Source organism: Kutzneria sp. NPDC051319, assembly GCF_040682195.1.
In the GTDB taxonomy this organism is placed as follows: Bacteria; Actinomycetota; Actinomycetes; order Mycobacteriales; family Pseudonocardiaceae; genus Kutzneria.
On the sequence record NZ_JBFBAM010000014.1, the window covers coordinates 87,517 to 106,552 of the forward strand.

Annotated in this window: 15 protein-coding genes; 3 read left to right on the top strand and 12 right to left on the bottom strand. The window is 68.8% G+C overall.

Annotated elements, in window-relative coordinates; all coding sequences use genetic code 11:
- Positions 1–16: 16 nt before the first annotated feature.
- On the bottom strand, positions 17–2,920 hold the full coding sequence (locus tag AB0M73_RS16880) for a glycoside hydrolase family 3 C-terminal domain-containing protein (RefSeq protein ID WP_363891520.1): 2,904 nt from the start codon (positions 2,918–2,920) through the stop codon (positions 17–19).
- A 449-nt stretch (positions 2,921–3,369) separates the two neighbouring features.
- Here AB0M73_RS16880 and AB0M73_RS16885 point away from each other — a divergent pair, with 449 nt between their 5' ends.
- Positions 3,370–4,401 (top strand): LacI family DNA-binding transcriptional regulator, encoded by a 1,032-nt coding sequence (locus tag AB0M73_RS16885; protein WP_363891521.1) that lies wholly within the window; start codon positions 3,370–3,372, stop codon positions 4,399–4,401.
- 51 nt (positions 4,402–4,452) lie between these two features.
- On the opposite strand, the gene AB0M73_RS16890 is transcribed toward AB0M73_RS16885, so the two are convergent.
- Together AB0M73_RS16890 and AB0M73_RS16895 are read right to left on the bottom strand one after the other, a co-directional pair.
- On the bottom strand, positions 4,453–5,436 hold the full coding sequence (locus AB0M73_RS16890) for a glycoside hydrolase family 5 protein (RefSeq protein WP_363891522.1): 984 nt from the start codon (positions 5,434–5,436) through the stop codon (positions 4,453–4,455).
- Positions 5,433–5,633, bottom strand: a complete 201-nt coding sequence (locus AB0M73_RS16895) for a hypothetical protein (RefSeq protein ID WP_363891523.1) — start codon at positions 5,631–5,633, stop codon at positions 5,433–5,435. The genes AB0M73_RS16890 and AB0M73_RS16895 overlap by 4 nt, the downstream gene beginning before the upstream one ends.
- Before the next feature lie 228 nt (positions 5,634–5,861).
- On the opposite strand from AB0M73_RS16895, the gene AB0M73_RS16900 reads away from it, so the two are divergent.
- Positions 5,862–6,566, top strand: coding sequence for an SGNH/GDSL hydrolase family protein (locus AB0M73_RS16900; protein WP_363891524.1), 705 nt, complete (start codon positions 5,862–5,864; stop codon positions 6,564–6,566).
- Between the two features lie 17 nt (positions 6,567–6,583).
- On the opposite strand, the gene AB0M73_RS16905 is transcribed toward AB0M73_RS16900, so the two are convergent.
- Positions 6,584–7,540, bottom strand: a complete 957-nt coding sequence (locus AB0M73_RS16905; RefSeq protein ID WP_363891525.1) for an amidohydrolase family protein — start codon at positions 7,538–7,540, stop codon at positions 6,584–6,586.
- 110 nt (positions 7,541–7,650) lie between these two features.
- On the opposite strand from AB0M73_RS16905, the gene AB0M73_RS16910 reads away from it, so the two are divergent.
- Complete coding sequence (locus tag AB0M73_RS16910; protein ID WP_363891526.1) at positions 7,651–8,103, top strand: MarR family winged helix-turn-helix transcriptional regulator; 453 nt, start codon at positions 7,651–7,653, stop codon at positions 8,101–8,103.
- 346 nt (positions 8,104–8,449) lie between these two features.
- Here AB0M73_RS16910 and AB0M73_RS16915 read toward each other — a convergent pair whose 3' ends face one another.
- The 8 genes from AB0M73_RS16915 to AB0M73_RS16950 all read right to left on the bottom strand — a co-directional run bounded on the left by AB0M73_RS16915 (position 8,450) and on the right by AB0M73_RS16950 (position 18,942).
- Positions 8,450–9,010, bottom strand: coding sequence for a hypothetical protein (locus AB0M73_RS16915; RefSeq protein WP_363891527.1), 561 nt, complete (start codon positions 9,008–9,010; stop codon positions 8,450–8,452).
- 139 nt (positions 9,011–9,149) lie between these two features.
- Complete coding sequence (locus AB0M73_RS16920; RefSeq protein ID WP_363891528.1) at positions 9,150–12,425, bottom strand: LamG-like jellyroll fold domain-containing protein; 3,276 nt, start codon at positions 12,423–12,425, stop codon at positions 9,150–9,152.
- 110 nt (positions 12,426–12,535) lie between these two features.
- The gene (locus AB0M73_RS16925; protein WP_363891529.1) at positions 12,536–14,269 is read right to left on the bottom strand and encodes a trehalase family glycosidase; all 1,734 of its coding nucleotides are present in this window, start codon (positions 14,267–14,269) and stop codon (positions 12,536–12,538) included.
- Between the two features lie 32 nt (positions 14,270–14,301).
- Positions 14,302–15,063 (bottom strand): carbohydrate ABC transporter permease, encoded by a 762-nt coding sequence (locus tag AB0M73_RS16930; protein WP_363891630.1) that lies wholly within the window; start codon positions 15,061–15,063, stop codon positions 14,302–14,304.
- Between the two features lie 38 nt (positions 15,064–15,101).
- Positions 15,102–16,055, bottom strand: coding sequence for a sugar ABC transporter permease (locus AB0M73_RS16935; RefSeq protein ID WP_363891530.1), 954 nt, complete (start codon positions 16,053–16,055; stop codon positions 15,102–15,104).
- Positions 16,052–17,281: an extracellular solute-binding protein gene (locus AB0M73_RS16940; protein ID WP_363891531.1), complete on the bottom strand. Its 1,230-nt coding sequence runs from the start codon at positions 17,279–17,281 to the stop codon at positions 16,052–16,054. The genes AB0M73_RS16935 and AB0M73_RS16940 overlap by 4 nt, the downstream gene beginning before the upstream one ends.
- Before the next feature lie 65 nt (positions 17,282–17,346).
- A complete protein-coding gene (locus AB0M73_RS16945; RefSeq protein ID WP_363891532.1) occupies positions 17,347–18,372 on the bottom strand; it encodes a LacI family DNA-binding transcriptional regulator in 1,026 nt (341 codons plus the stop codon).
- 321 nt (positions 18,373–18,693) lie between these two features.
- Positions 18,694–18,942: a hypothetical protein gene (locus AB0M73_RS16950; RefSeq protein ID WP_363891631.1), complete on the bottom strand. Its 249-nt coding sequence runs from the start codon at positions 18,940–18,942 to the stop codon at positions 18,694–18,696.
- Positions 18,943–19,036: the final 94 nt, after the last annotated feature.

Consider the following 19,036-nt stretch of genomic DNA (forward strand, 5'->3'; position numbering starts at 1 on the left):
CTCATCTCCTTGCTCTCTACCGAGTGATCCGGAACGAGTAAAGGTTGGCCGGGCCGTCGAAGGACAGATACACGTCGTGCCGGCCGGTGACCTTGGTCAGGCCGGCGGAAACGGTGACGTACCTGTACCTGTCCCCCGTGCTGGGCGCTGTCACCTTGCCCAGGACCTGACCGTTGTCCAGCTTCACAGTGATCTGCGCGGGCGCACTGTTCGGATTGGACACCGAGATGGTGACCGTGCTTCCCCCGGTGAGCTGGACGTTCTTGTAGGCCAACCATGCCCCCGCGGTGGCGGCGACCGAGGTGCCGGCGGCCTTGCTCTGGTCGGTCAGGGTCACGCCCTGGTAGTCGTCGAAGTTCTGGGCCAGGGTCGGCTGCGACAGGTCTCGTGGCGGGATCGTCTCGCCCGGTGCGGAGATCGAGGCAGTCTGCCGAATGTCCTGCGACGAGCTGCCCACCTGGAAGTCGTACGTGCCGGCCTCGACCACGGACTTGTTCCTGGTGACATCCCAGAACGCGAGGGCGCTGGTCGCCACCGTGAACGTCACCGTCCTGGTCTGTCCCGGCGTGAGGCTCACCCGTTGAAAGCCGCGCAGCTGCCGGATCGGCTGCTGCGCCCGGGAGTGCTGCTCGTGCGTGTACAGCTGCACGACCTCGTCGCCGGACCGGCTTCCCGTGTTCGTGACGTCCACCGCGACCTGGACGGCGTTGCCCCGGCGGGTCGCGTGCATATTGCCGTACTTGTACGTCGTGTAGCTCAGACCGTATCCGAACGGGAACAGCACCGGGCCCTGGTGGTACAGGTAGGTCATGCCGGTCTTCGAGATGTCGTAGTCGAAGATGCTCGGCAGCTGTGTGTCCGAGGCGTACCAGGTCTGGGGCAGCCGGCCGGCCGGGTTGACGTCGCCGAACAGCACGTCCGCCAGCGCGTGGCCGGTTTCCTGGCCGGCGTGGCTGGTCCACAACACACCCGGCGCCGTCTGCTTGTCCCAGCCGGTGGTCGGGTAGCTGTTCTCCACCACGACAACTGTGTGCGGATTGGCCTTCTGCACCGCCTGCACCAGTTCCAGTTGTGCGGGCGCGAGTTCGGTGCTGGTGCGGTCGTTGGCCTCGCGGCCGTTGATGAACGGCATGCTGCCGACCACCACGACCGCCGTGTCCGCGCCAGTCGCAGCGGTCACCGCACTGGACTGGCCGCTGGTGATCACCTGCCTGGTGAACCTGGTGGCGGCGGCCGGGCTCGCCGCGGTCATGGTCACGGCGCCGCCGGCGCCCACGATCCCGTACTTGTTCGCCCCGCCGGCATCGTTTCCGGCGTACTCAAGGACATAGCCGCCGTCGGGCTGCTGGTCCAGCTTCAACTGCTGCTGCACGTACCAGCCGTTGGGCTGGGCGGCGTTGTCGACCAGCGTGCGATTCGCGCCCAGCGACAGGTACTTGCCGTTGGCGACCGCGCGCAGGGTCAGTTTGCCGGCGCCCCAGTCGAACACGTCCATCGACTCGTCGGCCCCAGCCGTGGCCGGCCCCTCGGTCAGCACGCCCTCGGCGGCCGGCGCGGTCAGGTACCTGCCGGTTGCGTTGTCCTTCAACGCGATCCGGTCGACACCTTCGGTGGCGGACACGGTTGCGTTGGCCCCCAGGCGTTCCTCAATGCCCTGAACCGGCGTCACCTGGTACGGCAGGTTGCCGCTGTACCAGTCGGTGTAGAGCGTGTCGGCCAGCGGACCGATCACCGCGACCTTCTTGTTCTGGGCGGCGTTCAGCGGCAGTGCCCCGTTGTCGTTGCGCAGCAGGACCATCTGCTCGTCGGCGGCCTTGCGGGCCAGCGCCTGGTGGGCCGGCGAGTCGATCACGGCCGGCGTGATCTTGGCATACGGGTTGTTCGCACTCGGCGGGTCGAACTCGCCGAGCCGGAACCGCAGCGAGAGCAGGTGCCGGTCGGCCCGCTCGACATCGGCCACCGTGAGCAGTCCCTGGCTCACCGCGGTCTTGACGGCGCCGGTGATGACGCTGGGGTTGTTGTCGTTGTCGGTGAAGCTGTCCAGGCCGGCCTTGAGCGCCGCCGCCACCGCCTCCGCCTTGGTGGCGTAATAGTGCTCGGCCCCGACCAGGTTGCTCGGCGCGCCGGCGTCGCTGACGATCGCCAGGTCCTTGGTGCTCCAGCTGCGCACGGTCCTGTCGAGGTCCGGGCTCACGGTGTTCGGGTGGCCGTTGACCAGGTTGTAGGACGGCATCACGCCGGTGGCGGCGTTGGCGCTGAGCGCCGGCTCGAAGGCCTGCTCATCGTAGTCGTGCAGGATCTTCGGCGGCACCGACGCGTTGCTGGTGACGCGGTTGGACTCGTTGTTGTAGGCCAGGTAGTGCTTGAGCGTGGGCGCGGCCTGCAGGTAGCGCGGGTCGTCGCCCTCGATGCCCTTGCCGTACGCGGTGGAGATGCTGCCGGTCAGGTAGGGGTCCTCGGAGTAGCCCTCTTCATTGCGGCCCCAGCGCGGGTCACGCAGCAGATTCGTCACCGGCGCCCACAGGTTCAGGTCCCACAGGTTCGGGTCTTTGGCGTTGTAGCCCCGCGCCTCTTGGCCGACTGCGTCGCCGACCTGCTTGACCAGTGCCGGATCCCAGGTGCTGCCGAGCCCGACGGCCTGCGGGAACACTGTCCCCTGCGCGGTGACCACCGCGCCGCCGTGGTAGAAGTCGGTGGTCCAGGCGACGCCGTGCAGCGCCTCGGTGCCGGTCTTGAAGAAGCCGATGCCCAACCGTGGGATCGGCACCTCGTACTGGTGCAGCAGCGAGATCTTCTCGTCCAGGGTGAGCCGGGAGATCAGGTCGTCCAGCCGTGCCGACAGCGGCAGGCTCGGATCGCGGAACCGGTCGATCGCCGGCTCCGCGGTCGCGGCAGTCGTGGCGACGAGGGCCACGGCCACGCCGAGAGCGACACTGCCACACCACCGACGTAGGCGCGTCAAGGCACACCTCCAGACAGACTTGGATCCTCGAATCGCTTCGACGTCTCCATGGGCGATCTCGCGGCCTGGCCGAAGCGTGTCAGGACTATGTCAACGGTGTTGTGAGAGCGTCAACCGCGATGCGCTTCGACAGACGCCAATTCGACGGTTCGACAGTTTCCGCACCGGCGTGCATGCCCCGCGACCTGCGGATCGGCGGCCCAGCCGGGCAAAGCCGCCGTGTCGCGCCCGTATTACCGGACGCCTGGAACTGAAAGTTTCAGGTGGTCACCGGGGCCGCGCCCCCTGGCTGCCGAAGGAAGGTCACGTTCACCGCGCCGACCGGTGAACGTCCTTCCTTGCCACGAGCGAAAGTTGCGATAACACTGGGTCGCTCCGCTGGACAACGCCGTCTTGTGAGGTGGAGCGTGACAACAGCCGAGCCGTGCCCCGCGTCCCCGACGCTCGCCGAAGTCGCGCGAGTGGCCGGAGTGTCGCTGGCGACCGCATCCCGTGTGCTCAACCGGGTCCCCCTTGTGCACCCCGAGACCCGCCGGCAGGTCGAGTCCACAATGGCCGCACTGGGCTATCGGCGCCACCGCGCCGCGCGGACCGCGCCACCACCACGCACCCGGTCGGTCGCCTTGGTGGTGTGTGAGGAGAGCCTGCGGCTGTTCTCCGATCCGTACTTCGCCCGGCTCGCCACCGGTGTCGGCCGCGAGGTCACCGCCGCGGGAATGCAGCTGGTGCTGCTCACGGTCCCATCCACAAAGGACCATCAGGCGCCGGCCATGGACTACCTGGGCGGCGGCTCGGTCGACGGCGCGCTCTTCGTGAGTGTGCACGGCCGCAACCCGCTGAAGCCGGGACGGATCGGCATCCCGGTGGTCGTCGCCGGCCGGCCGGTTCCCGGCGGCGACAAAGACCCGGTGTCCTATGTGGATGTCGACAACCACGGCGGGGCCGTGCAGGCGGTCCGTCGGCTCGTCGACAGCGGCCGGTCCGTGATCGCCACGGTGGCCGGACCGCGGGACATGACCGCGGGCTTCGACCGGCTGGCCGGCTACCGCCAGGTCATGGCCCAGACCGAGCGGTCCGACCACGGCTTGGTGTACTTCGGCGATTTCAGCCAGGTGTCCGGCGAACACGCCACGGCCCGGCTGCTGGAACGCAAGCCACGAGTGGACGCGATCTTCACCGCGTCCGACCTCATGGCCGTCGGAGTGCTGCGGGCGTTACGCCGGGCCGGCCGGCGCGTGCCCGACGACGTCGCCGTGGTCGGCTTCGACGACCTGCCGATAGGCCGGCACACCGATCCCCCGCTGACCACCGTGCGCCAACCCACCGAGGAACTGGGGGCCCGGATGGCCCGCGAGCTGCTCCGCCTGATGGACGACAGTTGCGCACCGCGGTGCGGGATCATGCTCGACACCGAATTGGTGCCACGGGCCTCGGCCTGACGCCGGTGTGGGCCGGCCTCCGGCAGAGGTCCGACCCACCGCGGCTGTGACTCAGTGCTGGCCGTAGATGGTGGCTTCCTTGGCGGTGGCCTTGATTCCGTTGGGGCCGTTGATGATTCGCTGCCCCCAGGTGGTGAGCTGGTTGGGGTTGAAGTTGTTGGTCATGTCCAGCCGGCCGTCGGTGTTGCCGGCCCAGGACCAGCCCAGGTAGCCGATGCCCCTGGAGACCGCCTGCGCCATGAGCGTCTGGTCGTCCACCTGACCCGAGTCGAAGCGCCAGCCGAACTCGCCGACCACCAACGGCAGCCCTTTGTTCTTGAACGCGTCGAAGTAGGAGGTGATCGACGAGGCGGTGTTGTAGACGGCGTACATGTGCACCGAGAACACGGTGTTGTGCATGGAGTCGGCGTTCCACACCGTCTGCGCGGTGTCCCGCATGACGTGGTTCTGGTCCTGTCCCCAGTTCGGGGCGTCGACCATCAGCAGGTGCTGGAAGCCGTTGGACCGCATCCGGCGCACCGCGTTGGCGGTGGCGGTGGTCCACTGTCCGGGGTTGTTGTTGCCGATCGGCTCGTTGCCGATGTTGATCACGACGTAGTTCTCCTGGCCGACCAGGTTGTTCTTCTGGCTGATCCAGTAGCTGACGGCCTGGTCGAGCGTCGCCGCGGCGCCGTCCTGGCCGTAGCCGGTGGTGTCGTGCACCTCCAGCAGGCAGATCAGCCGGTTGCGCTTGCACTGGGCGACCACGTTGGCCACGTCGTTGGACGGACCCCACCGCTTGCCGCTGCCCAGCACCACGCGCACGGTGTTCGCGCCCTGGGCCTTGATGTTGGCGAACGAGCTGGTCTGACTCGGGAACCAGACGTGCTCGTGGCTGATCCCGCGCATGATGAAGTTCTGGCCATTGGCCTCGACGATGTCACGGCCGCTGATGTGCAGGCCGGTGGTGGCGGCGGACGCCGGGACGACGGCGACCACAACCGAGGCCACGGCGCTGAGCAGGGCCGCGCCGAGCACGGCGAGTCGTTTTCTCATGAGCACCTCTCGGTTGATGACCTCACGATTGCCTGATGTGGCAGGGAAACGACGACGATCGTCACCGAGCGGTCGCCAGTCGTCAAGCCGGAACGGCTGTCACGTGCCGTGATCCGGCCAAGCAACCGCGCTTCCCGGTCGGCCACCGAAAGTTTCATCGGCGCGACCACGCCCGCGCACAGGTCCAGGCCGGTCACGGTGCCACTTTCCCGACGATCACGCGGCAGCTCTTGCCATGACCTCCGGTTCGGGGTTCGATCTGACTAGCCCGGAAAACGCCTTCCAACGAGCCACAATGCAGTCGTCGCGCTCGCCGTTCGCTAGGGGCGGGCGCGCACCGCTGTCGGGGCAGGGGTCTCGCGGCGAGTCCCTGCCCCGACGCCCACTTCACCAGCCATTGTGCCTGCCCGACTCTGGAGGTCGGTATGAACTGGCGTCTGCTCAGAGCGGCTGTGGTCGGCCTGCTGGCCGCCTGCGCCGTTGTCGTCCCCGCCTCGGCCGAGGCGGCCGCCGCGCCCACACGGATCATGGCGCTGGGCGACTCGATCACCGGCTCCCCCGGCTGCTGGCGGGCGCTGCTGTGGCGGCACCTGGAGACAACCGGTCACACCAACATCGACTTCGTCGGCACGCTGCCGGCCCCGGGCTGCGGATTCGCCTATGACGGCCAGAACGAGGGCCATGGCGGCTTCCTGGCCACCGGCATCGTGCGGAACAACCAGCTGCCCGGGTGGCTGTCGGCGACCAGGCCGGACGTCGTGCTGATGCACCTAGGCACCAACGACGTGTGGAGCAACGTCTCGACCAGCACCATCCTCAACGCCTACACCACGTTGCTCGGCCAGATGCGGGCCGGCAAGCCCACCGTGAAGCTGATCGTCGCCCGTGTCATCCCGATGAACCCGCCCGGCTGCCCGGCCTGCGGCCAACGGGTGGTCACGCTGGACAACGCCATTCCCGCCTGGGCGAAGGCCCACAGCACCGCGGCCTCCCCGATCACCGTGGTCGACCAGTGGACCGGGTTCAACCCCGCCACCGACACTGTCGACGGCGTGCACCCCAACAGCTCCACCGGCATCCAGAAGATGGAGAGCCGCTGGTACCCCGCCGTGGTCGCCGCCCTGGGTTGACGGCGTCTTCGACCGGTTCAGAGGCGGAGCACCCGTTCGGCGTTGCCGTGGGCGATGAGGTCCAGATCGGCCGGCGCGTACGGCGCGGTGCGCAGGAATTCGACCGCCTCGGCCGACGACTCGTACGGGTAGTCGATGGCGAACAGCACCCGGTCCGTCCCCACCGAGTGTGTCGCGCCCAGCAACGCAGCGTGTGAGAACACACCGCTCGTGGTCACGTAGACGTTGTGCCGCAAGTAATGCGACGGCAGCAGGCGGGGACGGTGCTTGGGATCCGCCTGCTGGTAACGGCTGTCGAGCCGGGCCAGCTGGAATGGCAGCAGCTCGCCCATGTGCCCCAACGTGACCGAAGCGCCGGGGAACTCGTCGAATACGCCGCCGTAGATCAGCCGAAGCGCGTGCGCGCCGACCGCCGCTGTCCACCCCCAGGAAGGTCCGCCCAGCACCGGATATTCCTCCAGCACCCGCCAGCGGTCGGCCGGCACGATCGCCGGATGCAGATACAGCGTCACGCCGAGGCGTTCCAGCTCCGCCCACAGTGGACGGAACTGCGGCTCGTCCAGGTAGTGCCCGCCGATGTGGTCGTTGTGCAGCACGCCTTTGAGCCCCAACTCCTGCACCGCACGGCGCAACTCGGCCACCGCGGCGTCCGGATCCCGCAGCGGCAGGGCCGCGAAGCCGGCGAACCTGTTCGGGTGCGCGGCAACGGCTTCGGCGAGCTGGTCGTTGACCCGCCGCGCCGCAGCCACCGCCTCGGCCGGGTCCTCGACGACCTCCAGCCCCGGCGACGTCAGCGACAGCACCTGCACGTCCACGCCGTGCTCGTCCATGTCGGCCAGCCGAAGCTCAGTCAGATCCGGCAGCCGTCGGCCCCACTCCTCGGCCCACCGTGCCGGCATCCCCGCGCCGGCCGGACCCGGCCACGGGATCACCTCCGGAACCGAGAACGCCTCTTCCAGCGCGATCACCCGCATGACCGCCTCCCATGCTCGACCATTAGGCAGCCTAATGTTAGGTTACCTATCGATCGGGCGCAACAGCGGCCTACCAGGATCGACCGACGCCAGCCACGGAGATGATCGACATGAGACCGTCCACACCGGAGCCCGAGCCGCTGATCCGGCTGCTCTGGCGGGCGCACAACTGGTTCCGGACCGCCGTGATCGCCGCCCTCGAAGCCGGCGACGACCCAGCCACGATCACCGCCGCCCACGCGACGCTGCTCAGCCAGCTCCCGCTGGAGGGGACCACCATCGCCGAGCTGGCCCGACTGATCGGCGTCAGCTCGCCGACCGCGCACCAATGGGTGCACGAACTCGTCGCCATGGACGTCCTCATCGTGGAACCAGACCCCGCTTCGGCCCGCGCCAAACTGGTTCGCCTCACCCAGAGCGGACGACAACGCCGCGCGCAGACCCTGCGACTGCTGGCCGGAATCGAGGCGAACCTGGCCGAGCGAGTCGGCGCGGACACGGTCGACGCGCTGCGGGCTGCCCTGGAAACACCTTGGGGCAATCCGGACACGACCGGCACATGATCACTTCGCGCCTAGGGCCACCGCCCGCGCGTCGTGCGCCCCCTGCCGGGCGTCCGAGCGCCGGGGTTGCGGCAGCGCTTGCGCCGTGAGGTGGACAACCGCGTATTCGATCCTTTCGAACGAATACGGGACTGGCACTGGATCGGGCTCAACGGTGACGCGCACAACTGGAACCCGTGGACCACGGCACGGTCACCAGTTGGCCGGTGAACCGGTACGGTGGCAGCCAAGGCACACGGCGACGCACGACCGCTGTGACCGGTTGTCGAGGCAGGAGCTGGATCCGACTGCCGGGAGGCCACATCGTGAAGCCACGGCACGACGCCGAGGCACCGATACGCTCTGACTACGACATCCCGGTACTGCGGGTGGAGTCCTTGCCCGACCGGACGGGGGTACGCGTGGCCGGTGAGGTTGACGCGACCGTCCGCGACAGCTGGCGTGCCGCGCTGGACAAGTCCTGGAAGGCGAGTTCAGTGTGAGCGAAGGCGTGCGTGGTGGTCGTGCTGCCCACGCGTTCGGTGATCGCGGCCGGTTGGGTCTGGTCGGCAGTGTCGTAACCGGCCTGGAACACCCGCGTGCCGGACTGGCTGCTGCTGGTCAGCTGGTTGGTGGGGTTGTACGAGAAGCTGGTGGCCGGGCTGCTCGAACCACTGAGGTTGCCGGCGCCGTCGAACGTGAGGCTGCTGCTGTCCGCGCTGGCGAACTGGTCGGTGCTGTTCACGGCGAAAGTGTGACCCTCGCCGGAGAGCAGGTTGCCGCCGTTGTCCAGCGAGTACGTGTTCGAGCCGGCGGCCTTGAGGCGCTCGAGTGGATCGTAGGTGTAGCTGGTGGTGCCGGTGGCATCGGTCTTGGAGCTGACGGATAATGCGCACAGCACAAGGCCACGCAACGGTTTCCGTTGCATGAAAAGGACAACTCCCTCACTTCGTCGTCGAGCTCAGCTGGAAGAGCTCCAACAACTTCGAAGTCCAACCAGCGTCGGCAGGAACCGAGGGTTGCCGACCGAAAGCAGGGTCGGCAGCCCTCGGTTCGTAGGCCCTGGTTCAGTGACCGCCCGACTGGCTGGCCGACCACAGGGGCGCCAGGGTGATCTGGTCGATGTTCGGCGCCGTGTCCGACCGGAGCGCGTCGCCGACATCGCTGCCGGAGCGGATCACGCCGACGGTCGTGCCGTCCCAGTTGTACTGCTGGTCGGCGACGAACCTGATGGTGTTGCTGCCCTTGCCGAGCCGGACCGTCACCGTCCGGGTCCAGAACTGGTTCCAGTCGAGCGTGTTGGCGAAGTTGGTGTGGACGGTCGGACCGCCGTTGACGCTGATGTCGGCGGGCGCCGTCATCAGGTCAGGGTTGTAGTGGTTGGCGAGGATGCCCTGATTGTTGGCGTAGCGCACGGTCATCGCGTACGTGCCGGCCGCGGGCGCTCGCACGGTCATCGTCAGGGCGTTGGCGCTGCCGCCGCCGATGCCGGTCACCACGCCGTTGTGCGCCTGGCTGAATGTGTTGTCCACGTGGGCGGTGCCGGTCAATGTGCCGCCCTCGGCCTGGTACGTGGCGATGTCGGCTGCGCCGCCCACCGGGGTGACGATGAGATTGTCCAGCGTGGCGCAACCACTTCGACCGGTGACCACGACCTTGTTGATCCCGGCGGTGAGGTACACCCGGTTCGTGTCGGTCGCCCATCGGCTCGGGCCGCCGTCGAGATTCCCGGGCAGTGCCTGGTCGTTCACCGCAACCGTGGCCGTCCCGCCACCCCGCGAGCGGAACGCAAGGTCGGCGTAGCCGTCTGCGGCGGAGTAGACCCAGAACGTCGCGGTCTGGCCGCGGCCGAGTTCGACCGCGCCGGCTCCGGACTGGCCCTGCGCCTGGTAGACCGGCCGGGCGCCGCGCAGATCGGCTTGTTCGGCCTCGTAGGTGGTCGATTTGCGGGCGGGGGTGGCCAACCGCAGGTCGATCTTGTTGATGATCGCGTCGCCGTGGGTGACCGCGCCGTTGGCCCCGGTGGTGGACAGGCTGATGCGGTGCGCGCCGGCGGTCAGGCGGACCGTGGTGTCGGCGTGGTTCCAGATCACCCACCCGTACCCGTCGGGTAGCCACACCTGTTGCGGTGTGCCGCTGTCCACGCCCAGGAAGACGTTGGTCGGCCCGGACACACCCGGCGCCTGCGCGTTGCTGCCGTCGAAGACGCGCAGCGCGTAGTCGCCGCTGGTCGGCACGGTCACCGGGAACGTGATGACGGTGTCCGACCCGGTGCGCAGGCCGCCGACGTCGGTGTCGCCGTAGCTGGCGAACCCGCCGAGGTTGCTCGGCGTGCCTTCGGTGTTGACGTTCCAGCCACTGCCGGTCATGGTCGCCTGGGCCGCCGGGTAACTCGCGTGCCAACTGTCGTCGATCGGGGAGGCCGCTCCGCCGCCGGGCGACAGAGTGATCTGGTAGGCGTTCATCGAGGTCGGGACTCCGGGGCTGGACACGACCGTGGCGTTGCGGCCGTGGCCGGACGAATCGGTCGCGGTGGCGCCGCCGGTCTCGTCGAACCGGTAGTCGGCCACGTCGCCGGCGGCGGCCTGGCCGGCGGCAAGCCCGGCGACGTCGGCGGCGGGCAGCGCCCGGTCGTAGATGGCGAAGTCGTCGACCTCGCCGTTGAGACCGGGGTCCGTCGAGTACTGCGAGCGGCCGATCCAGTTCTGTGTGGTGGCGCCCAGGTCGGCCGGGTGCAGAGTCATGTTCGAGTTGGTGCCGACGGCCTTGCCGTCGACGTACAGGGTGCCGGTGTTGCCGGCGACCGTCACGGTCACCAGTGACCATGCGTTGGTCGGCAGCGTGGCGGTGCCGTCGATCCGCTGCTCGGCCGACCCGCCGCCGGTGGTGATCGCGAACCGGATCGCGCTGCCGTCGTTGAGGGTAAGGAACATGTTGTCGTTCGTGCCGCTGCCGAAGTCGAACAGGCGGGACCAGTTGCTGTTCTGTGCCGGATTGACCCATGCCGAGACCGTGAAGTCGTGCAGCCCGTTGACGATGCCGGCCGGCAGGTTCGCGTATTCGTTGTTGCCGCACAGTTTCAGCGCGGAGCCCAGCCGCCCGGCGGCGCGGGGTCCGGTCGCGGCGCAGTCAGCGCCCGCGGATGGTCCCGCGACGTTCACCGGGACGGTGAGCGATCCGTCGGCGGCGACCTGCACGTCGCTGTCGAACATCCGGGCCGGGGTGGCCGCGGCGCCGGTCATGCCGCTCCAGTCGTCCTCCTGGACGGTGGCGTGCACGGTGTGGCCGAACACCGTCGGGTCGATGTGCTTGACCATGATGTTCGCCGGCCCGGCCGGGCCGCCGCCGACGATGATCCGCGCCTGTCGCTTGGCCTTGTCGAGTGTGGCCACCCCTTGCAGGGTGTTGTCGGTGTCGCCGCTGGGCGGGGCCACGGCGACGGTCTGACCGGTCATCGAGGAGTACCAGTGGTACAGCCACCACTGCGCGTTCGGGATGTTGTTCTGCGACACCGAGTCGCCGAGGCTGCCGTTCTGGTTCCAGTACGGCAGGTCGCCGTCGACCTTGGTGTCCTCGATCGCGGACAGCCACGACACCATGCGGCCCGGGCTGGTGAGTTGGTACCGGGCCGCGTACTCGTTCAGGTTCACCGGGCGGTGGGCGATGCCCAGCGACGTCTCCAACTGCCGATAGGCCGCCACATCCGGACGTACCGTGGACGTGTTCCACAGCTCGTGCCAGGTCGTCACGTCCGGCACGCAGTTGTTCTGCTTGCAGAACGTGAGGAACGTTTTGAGCTGGTCGGGGTGGTAGGAGTAGAAGTTGGGCCCGGCGATCCGGGCCTGCGGCCACAGTCCCTTGAGGAACCGGTAGGTCTGGAGCCATTCGTTGTCGAACGCGGCGAGCACGGCCGGATCGGTGGTCAGGCCGCTGAACCAGTTGCCGTCCGGCTCGTTGTACGGGATCAGGACAATGTGATCCCGGTTGGGGTCCTTCAGGATCTGCTGGACCTCGGTCCGCAGGTATTCCTGGTATTCGGCGTAACTGGTTCGTTCGTAGGGAAAGTTGCGGTAGACGTCGGTCATGTACACGAACAGGTCGCGGCCGCCGCCGGCGAAGAACGGTTCGGCCACGTCCAGCGCGTCGGACCCGGGGTGCTGCTGGCCGTCCTGGGCCTTGGTGTCGACGGAGGCCAGGCCCATGCCGGCGATCAGGTTGTCGCTGGGCACGCCCTGGTCGTAGATGCCGTACAGCGCCCCGGACGCGCCGCCGTGGAACGCACCGGTCGGCGCACCCAGGTCCACCCCCAGCGTCTCGGCGTTCGGCGCGGCGGCCGCAGCCACGGGCGGACCCGCTGCGGCACCTACCACCGCTGCCGCGACGAGGGCGGCCGCCAGCGGCAAGGCAGCCCATTTCCCCTTTGGTCTCAAGACGTTCTCCTCGGTCGGCAGGGTCAGGAGTTCGGCGTGTGGTCGGCCACGTGGTGCCTGGCCAGCAGGAGGTACACGCTCGCAGTCCAGGTGTAGGCCCGGTCGCGCAGGGCCGCGCCGGTCAGCGCGTCGAAGTTCTCGGCGAAGCCGGACGCCTCGCACAGCGCCCGGAACCGGTCGGAGATCCGCCGGGCGAGTTCGCCGTGTCCGGCGCGCCGCAGGCCGTCCACGACCAACATGGTGGCCGGCGCCCAGATCGGGCCGCGCCAGTAGCCGTCGGACTGGTAGTGCGACGAGTCGGTCCGTTCACTGGCCAGGCCGTGCGGGGTGAGGTGCGTCGCGATCCGGTCGGCCAGCACGGCGGCGATCGGCTCGGGCAGGTGCTGGCCGAGCGCGATCGGCATCAGGTCGAGCAGGCTGTCGGTCGCCCACTTCTGTCCGGTGTGGACACCGCGGGCGTAGAACCGGTCGCCGCTCCACAGTTCGTCGACCAGCGCCTCGCACGTGCTCGTGGCCAGGCCGGCCCAGCGGGCGGCCTCCTCGGGCCGGCCCAGGTCGGCGGCGAGGTCGGCGAGCTCGCGCAGTTGCAGCACCAGGAACCCGGCCAGGTCGGCGGTGACGATCACCCGCTCGGGGTCGAACGTGGTGGCGTTGTCCCAGCCGCTGTCGTTGCCGTGCTGGTAGTGCGGCAGCCGGTCGCCGGGCCCGCGCCGGCGGGTGAGCCAGAAGTCGGTCCAGCGGGCCAGCCGGTGGTAGGCCTCGGTCAGCTCGTCACGGCCGAGCCGGTCGGCCAACAGCCGGCGCAGTTGGCCCAGGGCCCAGCCGTGGATGGGCGGTTTGACGAAGTTGAACAGGACCTCGGAATGGGTGACGGAGTCGGGCAGCACGCCGGTCGGGTCCTGGTGGTCGAAGATGACGGAGAACTGGTCCCACGCCAGCTCCGGCGCGCCGGGTGCGAGGGCCAGCGCGTTGAAGCAGTGGTCCCAGCTCCACACCTTGTCCATCCAGTGCTTGGACATCAGCACGCCGGGGCGTTTGAGGAAGCCTTCCGGCGCCACAGTGGCCGACCACAGCGTGTAGCAGGCCAGTTCGGCGGCGGGGGTGTCCGCGGACCGCCATGGTGCGACCGCGTCCACGAAGCCGGCGAAGGCGTCCGCGCTGGCCGTCACCACCTGCTCGAAGTCGTACGCCGGACGATACGGCACACCGCCACCGGTCAGTTCCTCGATCGCGATCTCCCACGGGCCCGAGCCGTCGCCGGTGATGGTGAGCCCGCGCTCGGCCTCGCCAAGCGCCTGCGCTCCGAACACCTCCGGCTCGCGGCCGTCGAGCACGGTGATCCGGTAGCGGCACCCGGTCTCGTAGGCCGTGAAGGTGTGTCCACCGTCGGCCGCGTCCGGGTAGAAGTAGGCGCCGGAGAACGGGGTCAGCGCCGCGGCGGCCGCTTCGACCCGCATACCGAGGCCGACTCCGCGCAGGCGCACCGCATCCACCGTGTCGTAGGCGATGTCGATGCGCCCGCCCGCATGCTCCCAACTCAGCACGGCGGGCGTGGCCCGTACCGTCGTGTCGACGCGTTTCCCGGTCGCCGGATCGACCGGCACCAGCCGCAGCACGCCGTGCATCCCGTTGCGGTGCGACACCAGATGCAGGTCGTCGGCCCGGGACCGCTGGCCGAGCACCGGCGAGATGCCGAACCAGGAACCGTGGCCGGAGAACGGGATGTCGTCGACGGAGAACTCGAGGACGGTGGTCATCGAACGGCACTCGATTCGTTCACGGGGCACGGTCAGTCCTTGACCGCGCCGGCGGTGACGCCGGCGGCGACATAGCGTTGGGCCAGCACGAGAATCACCGCGGCCGGGATCGACGCGAACACGGCGGTCGCCATGATCGCGTTCCACTGCTGGTTGTTGTTGCCGATGTAGTGGTAGATGCCGAGCGTGATCGGCTCGTGCGCGCCGCCGTTGTCCAGCGTGCTGGCGAAGACGAAGTCCGACCACGCCCACAGGAAGGCGAACACCGACACCGTGACGACCCCGTTGCGGCTCATCGGCAGCACGATCGACCAGAAGGTGCGCAGCCGACTCGCCCCGTCGGTCCTCGCCGCCTGCAGCAACTCGTCGGGAATCGTCGACATCAGCGCCGCGAAGATGAGCACGCCGAAGGGCACCGCGATGGTCGAGTCGGCGACGATGAGGCCGGGAATCGACTGGAGCAGGCCGAGGTCGAGGTAGATGGCGTAGAAGCCCATCGCCATGATGATGCCCGGCACCATCTGCGCCGCCAGCAGCAGGAAGTTGAGCACGCCGGCCCCGCGCGGACGCAGCTTCGCCAGCGCGTAGCCGGCGGGCGCCGAGAGCGCCAGGGTGAGCACCACCGTGCCGAGCGCGATCGCCACGCTGGTGCCCAGGTACGGCACCTGCTCGGTCAACGCGGCCCGGTAGCCGTCGAGGGTGCCGTGCACCGGGAACAGGTTCGGCGGCGACTTGCGCATGTCCTGCTCCTGGGTGAAGGACACGTTGAGCATCCAGTACACCGGGAACAACATGATCGCCGTCAGCAGCAGCGCGATGCCGGTCTTCCACTTCACGACGTCACCAGCCTGCGTTGGAACCGGATGTAGGCCAGGCCGAACACCAGCGCGGTGACGACGAGCAGGTTCCCCACCGCGGCCGCGGGGCCGAACGACGGCAGCAGGGTGCCGAAGCCGAGCCGGTAGGACCAGGTGGCGAAGGTGGTGGACGAGTCCGTCGGGCCACCCCGCGTCATGATCCAGATGACGTCGAACACCTTGAGCGTGTAGATCAGCCCGAGTAGCAGTGTGATCGCGGAAACCGGGCGCAGCAGGGGAAAGGTGATCCGCCAGAACCGCTGCCACACGCTCGCCCCGTCCAGCGCCGCCGCCTCGTACAGGCTGTCCGGGATCGTCTGGAGTCCACTGTAGAGGATCACGAGGTTGAACGGGATGCCGATCCAGATGTTGGCGATGAGCACCGACACCAGCGACCACTGCGGCGAGGTCAGCCAGTTGACGGGGCCCAGTCCGACCAGCCCCGCCGCGGTGTTGACGATGCCGGAGTCGCTGTTGAGCATCCACGACCACGTGGACGCGGATACGATCAACGGCAGCAGCCAGGGCACCAGGAACATGGCGCGCAGCGTGGCCGAGAGCCGGAAGTGCTGTCGGAAGAACACCGCCAGCGCCAGGCCGATCGTGTACTGGAAGGCGATCGACGCGCCGGTGAACACCGCCGTGTGCGCCAGCGCGGGCAGGAACGTCGGATCGCTGAGCACAGCTCGGTAGTTGGCCAGGCCGGTGAACGGGGCGTCACCGCGCACGAACGAGCGGACCGTATAGTTGCGCAGGCTCAGGTCGACGTTGCGGAACAACGGGTAGGCGTAGAACACCGCCAGGTACGCGGTGACCGGGAGGAGGAACCCCCAGGCGGCCCACCGGTCCAGGTTGCGGCGACGGCGGCCCGCCGGCGACGGGCCGGTCGGGACGGCGGCCGCCGTCGCACGCGACGCGATGGTGGTCATCCCTTGCCCACTGCTGCCTGCGCGGCTTGCAGCGCGTCGGCCGGCGACTTCGAGCCTGACAGCGTGGCCTGGACGGCGGTCCACAGCTGCTCGGAGATCTTCGGGTACTTCGTGCCCAGGTTGTCGCTCGTGCGGCCCTTGGCGGCGTGCACGGCGTCCACCCACACCTGCATCGCCGGGTCGGCGGCGGCCTGCTTCTGCTGCACGGCGGCGGCCGGCGCGACGTAGGACAGCGTGCCGTCGGTGGTGTAGATGTTGTCCGAGTTCGTCAGGCAGGACACGATCTTCTGGTCGACCGCGTACCGGGAACTGTCCTTCTGCGTCGGCACGGTGACGAACTCGCCGCCGGTCGGCGCCGGTGCGGGGCCGCCGTGCTGGGCCGGCACGGTGATCGTCCCGTACTCGAAGCCGAGCTTCTTGGCGTTGGCCAGCTGCCAGGTGCCGTTCTCGGCGAACGCGACGTTGCCGGCGGCGAAGTCCTGCCAGCTCGTGGTCTGGGTGTTGTTGATCACCGAGTTCGGCGCGTAGCCGGCCTTGAGCCAGTCGTTCCACAGCGTCAGCGCGGCGACCCCCTGTGCGGAGTCGAGCTTGTCCAGCCGTGCGCCGGATCCCCAGAACCACGGCAGGAACTGGAAACTGCCCTCCTCGGTGCCGATCGCGGAGAACGTGATGCCCTTCTTGCCGGTGGCCGCGACCTTGGCCAGCGCCGCCGTCAGCGCGGACCAGTCCTTGATCGACGCCGGGTCCACGCCCGCGGCCTGCAGGATCGTCTTGTTGTAGAACAGGGCCAGCGTGTTGGCGCCGATCGGGGTGCCGTAGGTCTTGCCGCCGAGCTGGCCGGCGCCGAGCAGATTCGGGTCGACGCCGGACGTTTCGATCTTGGTGTCGTCGGTGGTGGCGAGCACGCCCGCGTCGGCCAGCGTGGACACCACGGGGTTGTCCACGACCAGCACGTCGGGGGCATTGCCCTGCTGGGCGGCGAGCAGGACCTTGTTGGTCAGGTCCGTCGTGTCGAACGCGGTCCGCTTGACCTTGACGCCCGCCTTGTCCCCGCACGACTGGAGCAGCTTCACCCACGCGGCGCTGTCGTCGAACTGCGGATACGGATCCCAGATCGCGTACTGGTCGCCCGAGCCGCCGGAACCGCTGCCGCCGGAGGCGCCGCAGCCGGCCAGTCCCGCGGCGGCGGTCACGGCGACGGCGGCCGCGGCGAGGCGTCTGGGCATGGAGGTCTTCATCACGGAAGTCCCTTCGTCGGGGGAAGTTCGTCGCCGAGGCGGGTCGGCGGTTGTCAGGAGGTCGGCGCGAGCGGCGCGGGTCCGGTGCTGCCCCGCAGCGAGACCGGCGGGGCGAGCAGGTGGTGCCTGGGCGCGCCGGCCGGATCGTCCAGACGAGCCACGAGCAGGTCGACCGCCAGCCGACCCAGTTGCGCCGCGGGCACATCCGCGGCCGTCAGTTGCGGGGACACCATCTGGGCCCAGTGCGGCAGCGCCACGCCGGCGATCGAGAAGTCGCCCGGCACGCTGCGCCCGGCACGCGCCAGTCCTTGGTACAGACCACCAAGCGCCGCCTCGTTCAAGGTGACGATCGCGGTGGTGTCCGGGTCGTCGTGCAGGATCTGCTCGACCCGGGCGTGGCCGGACGCGGCGTCGTCGTCGCACGGATAGTGCCGGCCGGTCAGGCCGCGCGCGGCGATGGCCCGCTCGAAGCCCTCCAGCCCGCGGTGGGCCGACTCGTAACCGATGCGCAGCAACCGTTCCGGCCGGTTGACCAGCGCGATCCGCCGATGGCCCAGGTCGGCCAGATGATCGACGCAGGCCGCGACCAGCGCCCCGTGATCAACGCCGACCCAGCAGGTGCGGTCCGGCGCGGCGGTGCGGCCGATGGTGACGAACGGGAAGTCGGCCTCGAGCAGGTAGTCGACGCGCTCGTCGGCCAGCCTGACCTCCATCAGGATCGCCCCGTCGACCCGACGTTCGGCCAGCAGCCGCCGCAACGACGAGGTGCTGTCCGTCCCGGCGGTGGACAGCAGCACGTCGTATTCGTGCACCGCGGCCGCGTCGGCCAGGCTGCCGATGAAGTCCAGCTGCATCGCCGTGTAGTGGTGGCCGACGGCGGGCGGGAACACCAGGCCGATCGTGCTGGTGCGGCCGGCAGCCAGCGCGCGGGCGCTGGCATTGGGTTGATAGCCCAGCTCGTCGACCACCTGCTGGATCTTCCGGCGAGTGGTCTCGGACACGGGTCGCTTGCCGCTCAGCGCATAGGACACCGTGCTCCGCGAGACGTTGGCCCGTTGGGCGATCTCTCCGATGTTCACGGCACTCCCTGTGCGAACCGGTTCGACATTATGCAAAATGGCGCCGCCTTGACTACACCAAAGTCCCAGCGACCACCGCGTCCCGGCGGTCGAACCGGTTCGCGTTGGAGCGAGATTAAGCAGGCGTGTCGAATGTGTCAACCGTCACTTGCGGCCGCCGAAAGCCGAACCACGCTCATCGACAGATTCGATATCGAATATGTCGATGACACAGCGGATCACAACGACAAAATTCCACAGAGGACGGCCAATTGGTCGAAACCGGGTCGAGGTCGAACACCAACCGGACGAGCGGCCGCCGACTGCCGGCGCGATTGACAGTCACTGTGGAACATGTAGCTCCAGAGCGGCCAGGTCGCCGCCCACACCAGCGCCGGCAGCCCGTCGATCAACGTCGATGCTCCCTTCCCGTACGCGGGAGCTGTTGTGCGGCACCGACGCGGGATGGATCCAGTCCGGGGCGCCGGCGGGGACATCCTTCTGGAAGAAGCTTTGGCCGACTACGCCGTCGGGATAGCGAAGGAAGGTCACGGGACGGCCGGCCAGACGTGGCAGCAGAACCGGGGCGATGCGTGTAGTAGTGGATGACCTGGGCTTTGGTGTAGCCGTCGGGGCACATCTGTTTGTCCAGGTTGGACAATGTGAATTGCCGGTCCTCGACCTG

Excerpts from the sequence above, each read along its gene's own strand:
- AB0M73_RS16890 (WP_363891522.1), bottom strand. The coding sequence starts at position 5,436 with ATGAGAAAACGACTCGCCGTGCTCGGCGCGGCCCTGCTCAGCGCCGTG.
- AB0M73_RS16900 (WP_363891524.1), top strand. The coding sequence starts at position 5,862 with ATGAACTGGCGTCTGCTCAGAGCGGCTGTGGTCGGCCTGCTGGCCGCC.
- AB0M73_RS16905 (WP_363891525.1), bottom strand. The coding sequence starts at position 7,540 with ATGCGGGTGATCGCGCTGGAAGAGGCGTTCTCGGTTCCGGAGGTGATC.
- AB0M73_RS16910 (WP_363891526.1), top strand. The coding sequence starts at position 7,651 with ATGAGACCGTCCACACCGGAGCCCGAGCCGCTGATCCGGCTGCTCTGG.
- AB0M73_RS16915 (WP_363891527.1), bottom strand. The coding sequence starts at position 9,010 with ATGCAACGGAAACCGTTGCGTGGCCTTGTGCTGTGCGCATTATCCGTC.
- AB0M73_RS16925 (WP_363891529.1), bottom strand. The coding sequence starts at position 14,269 with ATGACCACCGTCCTCGAGTTCTCCGTCGACGACATCCCGTTCTCCGGC.
- AB0M73_RS16930 (WP_363891630.1), bottom strand. The coding sequence starts at position 15,063 with ATGTTGTTCCCGGTGTACTGGATGCTCAACGTGTCCTTCACCCAGGAG.
- AB0M73_RS16935 (WP_363891530.1), bottom strand. The coding sequence starts at position 16,055 with ATGACCACCATCGCGTCGCGTGCGACGGCGGCCGCCGTCCCGACCGGC.
- AB0M73_RS16940 (WP_363891531.1), bottom strand. The coding sequence starts at position 17,281 with ATGCCCAGACGCCTCGCCGCGGCCGCCGTCGCCGTGACCGCCGCCGCG.